We start from the raw sequence: 10,970 nt of genomic DNA, 5'->3' as shown, positions 1-10,970 counted from the left end.
GGGAAGGGGGCGGTGGGCTGCTGCTCGGTGGGCGGTTCTTCCTGGGGCTTGGTTTGCCGGTCGCGTCGAGGGATGGCGGGGCGGTCAGGCCGAGAAGACGTGGCGGAGCCGCCACCGGTCGGCGTCACGGCCGAGCTCCGCGACGGCCACTCCCTCGGCGCCCGTGACGCGGACCCGATAGACCCGGCCCTCCTGGGCCGTGCCGTAGGTCTTCAGGACCTCGTCCACGGCGTACCGGGTCCCCCGCCATTCGTACGCGGTGAGCCGTCCCGCCAGGTCGTGCTCGGCGCGGATCGGTTCGTTCAGCAACTGCCCCATGGGGCGAGCGTAGCACGCATTCGAACTGGTGTTCGCAGGTCGGGGCGGTGTTCTCGGCCTTCGGGACACGGGTTTCGGGCTCTTGTACGCGTGCGCGTCCCCGCTCCGCCGGGCGTGGCGCAGCGCTTGACTTCATGCGGACATCAAGCCGGGGCGTGCGGATCATGTACAGGTAAACGAAGGACGTCGCCTCCCTCATCCCGCGGTCAACGAGACGTTCACGCGATTCGGCCCGTACCCCGGGGAAAGACCAGTCGAGGAGCGAGGGGGAGCCATGATCAACGGGGCACACGTCATCATCTATAGCCGCGACGCCGAGGCGGACCGCGCGTTCATCCGGGACGTCCTGGGATTTTCGGACGTCGACGCGGGCCACGGCTGGCTGATCTTCAAGCTGCCGCCGGCCGAGCTCGCAGCGCATCCCACCGAGGGCGAGCCGCGGCACGAGTTCTACCTCATGTGCGACGACATCCAGACCACGCTCGAAGGACTGGGCGCCCGCGGCGTCCAGGTCGACGTGCCCGTCACCGAGCAGAGCTGGGGGCTGCTCGCCGCGATCAGGTTGCCGAGCGGCGGGGAGTTGCCGATCTACGAGCCACGCCATCCGCAGGCGAAGGACCTCTAGGCACTGTTATCCACAGGTGGGGACAGCATCTGCACACACCTCCCTTGTCGTGCTGACAGGCGTTCCAGGAGATCGCGTCCACAGGCAGATCCCCAGAACAGCCGGGCTTTCCACGGTCTGGGCGGCCCGTCGCGCGCCGCTCCTTAATCATCCACGCAGGTGTGGCGTCATGCACAGAATCCACAACCTGTGGATAACTGGCGTGCACATCCTGGGTACGACCGTGAGGTGGCGCGTCCACCATTCTTCCCCAGCTCGTCCCCAACGCGCAGGACCACTTATCCACGTCGTGGATAACACGCTGACCAGCGGATAAGCCATGCCAGACGCGTCGTCCCCCACACCACGTTCACATGCTGTGGACGGACATCCTCCCCAACCCCGCGTGTCCGGTGGATAGCGTTGCCCACCGGCAATCCCCAACCACGTCCCCAACCCCGCCCGACGGCCGTGCACTGAGGACAACCAGCGCCGGCTCGAGGTCGCCGAATCGCGCCCCAGGTCTGGCGACCTGGGAGTTAGCCCAGCGACAACCACGCCGCACAACCGGGCCAACGATCGATCGACCGACCGCTGATGGAGCAGCTCCCGGACAAGGTCCTGACACCCCTCGGCCGAAACGAACCTGTCGGAGCTGGTGCTATGGCGACCTTCAACCCCATCTGTTCGGCGACTCTGGCCTTAAGGACGGCGACGCTGGCGACGCCGAGTCGCTCACCGCGTACGTCACGCCAGGACTGCGATGCTTCCGGGCTACGGCTCTCGCCACTGCAGGGCACCTCGAATCCCTTCCCATCGCCTGACGTGCGGCGGTCGTGCAGAGGAACCGGTGTGGAGCGCTAAGACCTCACCCAGGCGGATGGATCGGATGACGGCAACTCGCCATCAGACGACGTCCGACCCATGGCCGCAGAGGCTGGGCTCCTCGATGCGAGCGGCAACTCTCGAGTCGGCCAGGCGCTGTGTGCCCTTCGCCAGCCTGGACGGGCCTGGGAGAGGGACGGCGCGGGCCTCCGCCGTGAGGACGCGCGGCCGATCTTTGGGAGGGACGAACGCATCAGTCCGCGTGCTGAGGGCTTGAACACGTCCAGACGGCGCGCTAGGCCCTCCGGCTCACGGGGAAGTGGCCGATGATCTTGGCTGCCTTTGAGGATTCCCCAGGAAGTCGCCCAGAGAGATCGGCCACGTGGAGGGCCTTGGCCACGACTATCGGCTCGGACATGGTGCGGGCGCGTCGTCGGGCCGTGCTCAGACCGCCAAGGAGGATGATGGAAGTGCGATCAACCAGGCGAGAGGCGATCACTGCGGGCCGTTGATCACCAGGCGGACATTAATCTTGACCTAAGGCGCGCCGCAGTTATCCACAGTTGTGGATGATGAAGTCCGGGCACTCCTTCTGGGACGCGGAGTTCGGCCTGGTCCTGAGAGAATTTCGCCTCTGACTACCCTCGTCTTCTGGCGTCCCGTCGGCCGCCTCACGAGGCAGACCGTCTTCCGGGCCAGCCGACCTTCTACGCCGCTTTCGCCGATCGCTAACCCTGTTCGTTAGGTTGGCAGCCGCACCCGCATGATCTTCGAGCTGCGGGTGCCGATCCGAGGGACTGGACGAGTTCGGCACTCAGGTCATCGGCTGCATGGGCTGGTCCATGAATTCCATGCCGAGTCACCTGACGTGCGCAGGACGGTGGACCAAGTTATCCACAACCTGTGGGGAAGTAATGCGCCTGCCCTCGCGACCTGGGCAGATACTCCGAGCCTCGACCGTCCACGTCACACCCAATCAGGGTCCGCTGTACTGATCACGGACGGCACAACGGTCCGAGCCACGTGGCCTAGATGATGCCAGCCGCCGAGCGGCACTCCACGCAGGTGGACGACTGCAGCGTTCCCTATTCGGTGTGTTCTGCGTCGGTTAAGGAACGGGGTCGTTCCTTCCAGGGTCGTGATCTCATGCGCCCTGCCGACCTACCGCTGAGAGCTATTCATGTTCAGTCGTGCGCGCTGGTGTTGCCGTTGCTGCGGTTATCCACAGGCTCGACAGTTGCCTGACCCGGTTACTCGCCGGTGAGCCCGTCGATCGACTCTCTGATCAGGTCGGCGTGGCCGTTGTGCCGCGCGTACTCCTCGATCAGATGGAGCAAGATCCATCGCAGGCTTGGCGTTCTGCCATCAGGCCAACTACGCCGGGCCGGTCTTTCGAGCCCTCCGTCGTCTAAAGCTTCGGCGACCAGCGACCGGGAACGGGAAACGCTCTCCTGCCAGAGTGCGCGGAGTTGCTCGGGGGTGTCCTCGGCGGCCGAGTGCCAAATCCAATCTGGGTCAGCGTCCCAGTCGCCCGTTCTCCACAACGCTTCGAGATCCCGGCCATGCAACCACCAGGAACACCACCAATCTTCGATGAAGGCCAAGTGTTTGAGCATCCCGCCCAACGTCAGCGACGAAGTGGCGATCGTCGCCCGAAGACCGGTGGCATCCAGATCTGAACACTTCCAGGCCAGAGTTGCCCGCTGGTAGTCCAGGAAGCCCAGCAGAGTACTGGCCTCATCCGCTGCGAGGGGAGGTTCCGGCCGGCCCTGCTCGTCCACATCCGCCATGGCCGAGCAGCCTAGCGGGACGGCCAACCAATCGATGCCGGGCAGGCTCGTCGAGGTGGCCGTAGGCCATCACGCCATGACGCGGTCGCTGACCAAGACGGGGCGGGCCTGGTACCCGCGATCGGAGAAGTTCGAGCGGCGAGACCTACCTCGCAGTCGGCCGGTCCCAGGCGGGCGGGTGGTGGACGTGGCGCGGACGTTCGGGTGACTGGCGCTGCGCTCCATGCTCCGGGCTGGGCACGGGCTATATCAGCGGCATGCGCGTGCTGGCCTTGGGGGTAGTTCCCCGGCGTCCCCGTCCCGGACGAGCCGTTCCCGCAGTCGAACGAGCGCGCCACCTGGCACCGCAAACCCCGCGCCGCCTGGCCCGCCTCATCCTCCGCGCCGGGCGGGGCTGGTCGGCGACACGGAAGCCGGGCTGCCGTCATGGGCGTACGAAAGCCCCCGTCGACATCCGGCGGGGGCTTTGAGGTGGTGGGCCTAGGAGGACTTGAACCTCCGGCCTCATCCTTATCAGGGATGCGCTCTAACCGACTGAGCTATAGGCCCGGGTTGTGCCGCTGATTCTGGCGGCGCAACGTGAGGTTACCCCATCCGGCGGGGCAACCGGAAATCGATTACTCGGCCTCCTTGAGGGTCACTTCGACCCCGCCGACGAGGTCTGCGGCGAGGTTGTAGATGACGGAGCCGACCGTGGACAGAGCGGTGATGAGCAGGACGTTCAGGGCGCCCACAAGGACCGTGTAGCCGAAGACGCGGAAGAAGGAGAACCAGTTGCCGGCGTCGACGCTGCCGGTCGCCTCGCCCTGCTCCTTGGTGAGGCTGTTGATCGTGTCGCTGATGGCGTCGAACACACCCAGGCCGGACAGGATCGCGTAAAGGACGATCACGGCGACGAGGAGGACGACGAAGCAGACCAGCGACATGACGAAGCTGAACTTCATCACCGACCACGGTTCGAGCCGGGCCAGCTGGAGCTGAGCCTTGCGCGCCGGCTTGCCACCGGCGGCGGGCTTGGACGGACGCTTCGCAGGCGCAGGCGACGTGGACGGACGGTCCTTGAGGACGGTCCCCGCGAAGCTCGGACGCTTCGAGCCACCAGAGCCGGAAGGGCTGGACGCGGGCGTGCCGGATGGCCCCGGCCCTGAGCCCGGCCCCGGCCCCGGGCTCGCGGTGGACGAGTTGCCCGATGGCGGCGCGTTGAACGACGGGTTCGGCTTCTCCGTACGTCCTGCGGAGACTGAACCGGACGGCTCGGCAGGTTGAGCCCAGCCCGCCGAGCCTGAGCCCGAGGCCGAGCCCGCCGCCGGTCCAGCGGGACGACCGGAGGCCGAGCCCGGTGCCGGTCCAGCGGGACGGCCAGAGGCAGAACTCGGTGCGGGGCTGGTTGGACGGCCAGCAGCCGCGCCCGAGGACGACGGACCTGGCTGCGGAGAAGCGGACGGGCCAGAGGCCGAACTCGCAGACCGGGCCGACGACGCCGATCCCGACGAACGACCAGAAGCCGACGCGGGCGCCGGGCTGCTGGGCCGCGGGACGGGGTCACTCGCAGTCGGAGATTCGGCGGGCTTGTCGTCCTTGGGCGGTTCGGTGGTGTCCTGGACGGGGGCGATCTCCGGCGAGTCGGACTTGTCCGCAGATTCGTCCACCTGGGCCAGGTCGGTCCTGGTCTCGTCCGCGCGAGACTCGATCTCGACGGTCGTCTCGTCCCGGCCAGGCATGGCGGCCGCGGCGGACACCACCTTGCTCGGCGCGCCAGACTTGCCCGACTTGGCTCCGGACCTACCCGGTGCTCTTGATGCGTCCGGCTTGCCTGGTGCGTCCTGCTTACCCGACCCACCTGGGTTGTCTGACGCCTCGGGCTTGGCCGACTGGTTCGACTGCGCCGATGCTTCCGACCCGTCCGTCCCATCCGGCTTCGTTGACACGTCAGGCTTCGCGGCCCGGCTTGGCTTGCGCGGCCGGCCCGGCTTGGCTTCGGACTCGCCGGCGGGGTTCGCGCCGGGCTCGGCCCCGGGGTTCTCGCCGGAGCCGCCCGGCGCAGCCGCGCCGGGCCCGTCCTTGCTCTTGCCGGGCTCAGTGCTCACGTGTCCTCCTGGCCTAGCGGTTCGGTGACGGAGGTGGCGCACGCACAGGACGTGATGAAGTCCCGTACGTCATTCACCGTCGTCGCCTCCCTCGGCGTCGTCCGAGTCCTCCATGGACTCTACGTTCCTCGCGATGGCCACCACGCTGTCCCCGTCCGCGAGGTTCATCAGGCGGACGCCCATGGTCTGCCTGCCGGACTGCTTGATCTCCGCGGCCGTGGTCCGGATGACTCCGCCGTTGGACGTCATCGCGAACACACCGTCTTCCGGGCCCACCATGAGGGCCCCTACCAACATCCCGCGGGATTGCACGATCTTAGCGGTGAGGACGCCCTTACCCCCACGCCCTTGCAGCGGGTACTGGTCGACGGGCGTGCGCTTGGCGTATCCGCCCTCGGTCGCGACGAGGACGTCCTGGGACGTGTCCTTCACGACCAGCATGTTAAGGACTTCCTGGTCCTCGTCGAAACGCATGCCGATGACGCCGGACGTGGCGCGTCCCATCGGGCGCAGCGAGTCATCGTCGGCGCGGAAGCGGATCGCCTGGGCGCCGGTGGACACCATCAGCAGGTCGTCGTCCGCCGAGACGAGCCGCGCGGCGATGACCTCGTCGTCGTCGACCAGGTTGATCGCGATGATGCCGCCGGTGCGGGGCGAGTCGAAGTCGCTCAGGGCGGTCTTCTTGACGCGGCCCTTCTTCGTCCCGAGGACGAGGTAGGGCGCGACCTCGTAGTCGCGCAGGTCCATGACCTGGGCGATGTGCTCGTCCGGCTGGAACGCCAGCAGGTTCGCGACATGCTGACCACGCGAGTCGCGTCCGGCATCAGGCAGTTCGTACGCCTTCGCCCGGTACACCCGGCCCTTGTTGGTGAAGAACAGGATCCAGTGGTGCGTCGTAGTGACGAAGAACTGGTCGACGATGTCGTCCTGCTTGAGCTGCGCGCCGCGGACACCCTTGCCACCGCGCCGCTGCGCCCGGTACAGGTCGGTGCGGGTGCGCTTGGCGTAGCCGCCGCGGGTGATCGTGACGACGACGTCCTCTTCGGCGATGAGGTCCTCGTACGAAACGTCCCCGTCGAACGGGATGATCTGCGTGCGCCGCTCGTCGCCGAACTTCTCGACGATCGGGGCCAGCTCGTCGCCGACGATCTGACGCTGCCGCTCCGGCGAGGCCAGGATGTCGTTGTAGTCGGCGATCTCCGCCATGAGCTTGTCGTACTCGTCGGTGATCTGCTGGCGCTCCAGGGCGGCGAGCTTGCGCAGCTGCATGTCCAGGATGGCCTGCGCCTGGATCTCGTCGATCTCTAGCAGCCGCATGAGGCCCTGCTGCGCCTCCGACGCCGACGGCGACCGGCGGATCAGCGCGATGACCTCGTCGATCCGGTCGAGGGCCTTCAGCAGGGCGCGCAGGATGTGGGCGCGCTCCTCGGCCTTGCGGAGCAGGAACCGGGTGCGGCGGACGATGACGTCCACCTGGTGCGAGACCCAGTGCCGCACGAACTGGTCGATGCGCAGAGTGCGCGGCACGCCGTCGACCAGCGCGAGCATGTTCGCACCGAACGTCTCCTGCAGCTGGGTGTGCTTGTACAGGTTGTTCAGGACGACCTTGGCGACGGCGTCCCGCTTGAGGACGATCACGAGGCGCTGACCCGTCCGGCCGGACGTCTCGTCGCGGACGTCGGCGATGCCGTCGAGCTTGCCCTCCTTCACCCCGTCCGCAATCTTGAGGGCGAGGTTGTCCGGGTTGACCTGGTACGGCAGCTCGGTGACGACGAGGCAGGTGCGGCCCTGGATCTCCTCGACCTCGACGACGGCCCGCATGATGATCGAGCCGCGGCCGGTGCGGTACGCGTCCTCGATGGCCTTGCGGCCGACGATCAACCCGGCGGTCGGGAAGTCGGGGCCCTTGACCCGCTCGATCAGCGCCTCGAGGAGCTCCTCGTCGGACGCGCCGAAGTTGTCCAGGTACCACCTGACGCCGTCCGCGACCTCCCGCAGGTTGTGCGGCGGGATGTTCGTCGCCATCCCCACCGCGATGCCGGCGGACCCGTTGACCAGCAGGTTCGGGTACCGGGACGGCAGGACGTCCGGCTCCTGCGACCGGCCGTCGTAGTTGGGGGAGAAGTCGACGGTCTCCTTGTCGATGTCGCGCAGCAGCTCCATCGCCAGGGGCGCCATGCGGCATTCGGTGTACCGCATGGCCGCGGCCGGGTCGTTGCCGCGCGAGCCGAAGTTGCCGTTCCCGTCGACCAGCGGGTACCGCATCGACCACGGCTGCGCGAGCCTGACCAGCGCGTCGTAAATGGCGGAGTCGCCGTGCGGGTGGTAGTTCCCCATGACGTCGCCGACGACGCGCGCGCACTTGAAGTAGCCGCGGTCGGGCCGGTAGCCGCCGTCGTACATGGCGTACAGGACGCGGCGGTGCACGGGTTTGAGGCCGTCGCGGACCTCAGGCAGCGCACGCGCGACGATGACCGACATCGCGTAGTCGAGGTAGCTCTTCTGCATCTCGACCTGGATGTCGACCGGTTCGATCCGCTCGCCCGGGTACCCGCTCTCGGTGGTCACGTCCGTCACTCTCAGGACCTCTTCTGCTCGTTGGGATGCACGTACGGTCGCCTGCCGAAATCAGGCCGCGGAAACCTCACCCGTCCACTCGAAACCCGCCCCAAGAAACCTGCACCATCGTCCACAAGCCCGTCGGACGGCTGCTGAACCGCCGACCGTTGGAGCGCCGATCGCTGGACGGTCGGCCGCTGAACCGCTGCCCGCTGAACCGCTGGCCGCCGGACCGCTGGCCGCCGGACGATCGGCCGCTGAACGATCAGCCGCTGAACCGCCGCCCGCTGAGCCATTGGCCGCCGCCGGACCGCCGATCGCTGGACGGTCGGCCGCCGAGCGGTCGAGCGATTGGCCGGTGAGCAGTAGATCGCTGAGGCGTCGATCGCTGAGCCGTTGGCCGCCGAGCGGTCGGATGGTTGGCCACTGAGGCGTCGGCCGCTGGCCGCTGGGCGGTCGGCGGCTGGTGGGAGCTGGGCCGTCAAGCCTTCGGGAGCTGGGCATCGGCCGTACTCAGATGTCAAGGAAGCGCACGTCCTTGGCGTTGCGCTGGATGAACTCGCGGCGAGGCTCGACCTCCTCGCCCATGAGCACGCTGAACAGCTCGTCCGCCTGGGCGGCGTCGTCGAGCTGCACCTGCAGCAGCACTCGGTTGTCAGGGTCCATCGTCGTGTCCCACAGCTCGTTGGCGTTCATCTCGCCGAGGCCCTTGAAGCGCTGCACCAGGTCGCGCGGACGGGGGTCGCGCTTGCCGGCGGCGACCCCGGCCTCGATGATCGCGTCCCGCTCGGAGTCGGAGTAGGCGTAGTCGGCCTCCGAGCCCCGCGCATCCCACTTGATCTTGTAGAGCGGGGGCTGGGACAGGTAGACGTGCCCGGCCTCGATCAACGGCTTCATGAACCGGAACAGCAGCGTCAGCAGCAGCGTGTTGATGTGGTGGCCGTCGACGTCCGCGTCCGACATCAGGATGATCTTGTGGTAGCGGAGCTTGGTGATGTCGAACTCGTCGTGCACACCGGTGCCGAGCGCCGTGATGATCGCCTGCACCTCGTTGTTCTTCAGGATCTTGTCGATCCTGGCCTTCTCCACATTGAGGATCTTGCCGCGGATCGGCAGGATCGCCTGGAAGTGTGGGTTGCGGCCGCCCTTGGCGGAGCCGCCCGCCGAGTCGCCCTCGACGATGTACAGCTCGGACTTGCCGGGGTCGGTGGACTGGCAGTCCGACAGCTTGCCGGGCAGCGACGTCGACTCCAGCAGGCTCTTGCGGCGGGTCAGGTCGCGCGCCTGCCGCGCCGCCACCCGCGCCCGCGCCGCCTGCGACGCCTTGTTGATGATCTCCTTGGCCTCGCCAGGGTTCTCCTCGAACCAGTCGCGCAGGTAGACGTTGCAGGCGCGCTGCACGAACGACTTGGCCTCGGTGTTGCCGAGCTTGGTCTTGGTCTGGCCTTCGAACTGCGGGTCGGCCAGCTTGATCGAGATGATCGCGGTGAGGCCCTCGCGGACGTCCTCGCCGGTGAGGTTGTCGTCCTTGTCGCGGAGCAGGCCCTTGTCGCGGGCGTACCGGTTGACGATCGTCGTCAGCGCCGCGCGGAAGCCCTCCTCATGGGTGCCGCCCTCCGCCGTGTTGATCGTGTTCGCGAACGTGTGGACGGACTCGGCGTAGGACGAGTTCCACTGCATGGCGATCTCGATCGACATGCCCGTGGTCTCGTCGCTGAAGTACACCACCGACTCGTGGACGGCGTCCTTGCGCGCGTTGATGTAGCGGACGAAGTCCTCGATGCCGCCGTCATAGTGGTACCGGACGATGTTCGGCTCGCCGTTCACGTGATCGGGACGCTCGTCCCGCAGCGTGATGGCGAGGCCGCGGTTCAGGAACGCCATCTCCTGCATGCGGCGGGAGAGGGTCTCGAAGTTCCACTCGGTCGTCTCGAAGATCTCAGTGTCCGGCCAGAACCTGATGAGGGTGCCGGTCTCCTCGGTCGCCTCACCCTTGCTGAGCTCGGTCTCCGGCCCCTGCCACGTGTACGACTGGCGCCACACGTGGCCGTCGGTGCGGACCTCGGCCTCCATCCGGGTGGACAACGCGTTCACAACCGCCGAACCCACACCGTGCAGGCCGCCCGAAACGGCATAGGACTTGCCGTCGAACTTGCCGCCCGCGTGCAATGTGGTCAGCACCAGCTCGATGGCCGGCCGCTTCTCCACGGGATGCTCGCCCACGGGGATGCCGCGCCCGTTGTCGAGGACGCTCACCCCTCCGTCGGCCATCAGCGTCACCACGATGTCGTCGGCATAGCCGGCCAGGGCCTCGTCGACCGCGTTGTCCACGATCTCGTAGACGAGATGGTGCAGGCCACGCTCACCGGTCGAGCCGATGTACATGCCCGGGCGTTTGCGAACCGCCTCAAGCCCTTCAAGGACAGTGATCGAACTAGCGTCGTACGCCAAAGGAGATCCTCCTGCCGGGGATGACTGCCGCTCCGCGCCCGAGGGAGGCACGGTGTGCCCCGTAACACACATGACAGGGCGCCCTTGTGCTCTGTTCAACGTTCGGTCAGAGCTTTGGGCACCCCTTGGCGGCGCAGCATCCTGAACCGATTTCATTCTACCGGGTCATGCGACAGAAAGTGGCACTGACGAGCGCTGTGTGCGCGTGTGGCGGCCGAGCGGGCCTGGAGATGCATCCCCCCACAGGACCGGGGGTGTTCTCTGGCCTACGTGGCGCTCGCTGCTGAACCCTGTTTCTTTTTCCCATCTTCTCCTTCCCACCACCCGTCGCTGTTT

Annotated in this window: 7 protein-coding genes, 1 tRNA gene and 1 pseudogene; 3 read left to right on the top strand and 6 right to left on the bottom strand. The window is 67.3% G+C overall.

What is annotated here, in order from left to right; genetic code table 11:
- Positions 1 to 84: 84 nt before the first annotated feature.
- Positions 85 to 318, bottom strand: a complete 234-nt coding sequence (locus E1287_RS39295; RefSeq protein WP_131970558.1) for a hypothetical protein — start codon at positions 316 to 318, stop codon at positions 85 to 87.
- 274 nt (positions 319 to 592) lie between these two features.
- Here E1287_RS39295 and E1287_RS39290 point away from each other — a divergent pair, with 274 nt between their 5' ends.
- Positions 593 to 943, top strand: a complete 351-nt coding sequence (locus tag E1287_RS39290; protein WP_131970556.1) for a VOC family protein — start codon at positions 593 to 595, stop codon at positions 941 to 943.
- 2,054 nt (positions 944 to 2,997) lie between these two features.
- Here the strand turns inward: E1287_RS39290 and E1287_RS39285 are convergent.
- Positions 2,998 to 3,537 (bottom strand): DinB family protein, encoded by a 540-nt coding sequence (locus tag E1287_RS39285; RefSeq protein ID WP_131970554.1) that lies wholly within the window; start codon positions 3,535 to 3,537, stop codon positions 2,998 to 3,000.
- On the opposite strand from E1287_RS39285, the gene E1287_RS39280 reads away from it, so the two are divergent.
- Positions 3,536 to 3,745: a hypothetical protein gene (locus E1287_RS39280; protein ID WP_131970552.1), complete on the top strand. Its 210-nt coding sequence runs from the start codon at positions 3,536 to 3,538 to the stop codon at positions 3,743 to 3,745. The genes E1287_RS39285 and E1287_RS39280 overlap by 2 nt on opposite strands.
- 264 nt (positions 3,746 to 4,009) lie before the next feature.
- Here the strand turns inward: E1287_RS39280 and E1287_RS39275 are convergent.
- Both E1287_RS39275 and E1287_RS46110 read right to left on the bottom strand, forming a co-directional pair.
- A tRNA-Ile gene (locus E1287_RS39275) sits at positions 4,010 to 4,086 on the bottom strand.
- Positions 4,087 to 4,154: 68 nt separating this feature from the next.
- Positions 4,155 to 4,514: pseudogene (locus E1287_RS46110) on the bottom strand (DUF3566 domain-containing protein); the annotation flags it as partial.
- A gap of 82 nt (positions 4,515 to 4,596) precedes the next feature.
- Here E1287_RS46110 and E1287_RS46105 point away from each other — a divergent pair.
- Positions 4,597 to 4,803: a hypothetical protein gene (locus E1287_RS46105; protein ID WP_131970548.1), complete on the top strand. Its 207-nt coding sequence runs from the start codon at positions 4,597 to 4,599 to the stop codon at positions 4,801 to 4,803.
- An 890-nt stretch (positions 4,804 to 5,693) separates the two neighbouring features.
- On the opposite strand, the gene gyrA is transcribed toward E1287_RS46105, so the two are convergent.
- A complete protein-coding gene (gyrA, locus tag E1287_RS39260) occupies positions 5,694 to 8,201 on the bottom strand; it encodes a DNA gyrase subunit A (RefSeq protein ID WP_131970546.1) in 2,508 nt (835 codons plus the stop codon).
- A 495-nt stretch (positions 8,202 to 8,696) separates the two neighbouring features.
- A complete protein-coding gene (gyrB, locus tag E1287_RS39255; protein ID WP_131970544.1) occupies positions 8,697 to 10,634 on the bottom strand; it encodes a DNA topoisomerase (ATP-hydrolyzing) subunit B in 1,938 nt (645 codons plus the stop codon).
- Positions 10,635 to 10,970: the final 336 nt, after the last annotated feature.

Source organism: Actinomadura sp. KC06 (assembly GCF_004348735.1).
Taxonomy (GTDB): Bacteria; Actinomycetota; Actinomycetes; order Streptosporangiales; family Streptosporangiaceae; genus Spirillospora.
The sequence above is the reverse complement of the archived record's forward strand: the minus strand, read 5'-3'. Positions and strand labels throughout refer to the sequence as shown.

What these genes read in the sequence shown, in the direction of transcription:
- E1287_RS39295 (WP_131970558.1), bottom strand. Translation starts at nt 318, where the DNA reads ATGGGGCAGTTGCTGAACGAACCGATCCGCGCCGAGCACGACCTGGCG.
- E1287_RS39290 (WP_131970556.1), top strand. Translation starts at nt 593, where the DNA reads ATGATCAACGGGGCACACGTCATCATCTATAGCCGCGACGCCGAGGCG.
- E1287_RS39280 (WP_131970552.1), top strand. Translation starts at nt 3,536, where the DNA reads ATGGCCGAGCAGCCTAGCGGGACGGCCAACCAATCGATGCCGGGCAGG.
- E1287_RS39285 (WP_131970554.1), bottom strand. Translation starts at nt 3,537, where the DNA reads ATGGCGGATGTGGACGAGCAGGGCCGGCCGGAACCTCCCCTCGCAGCG.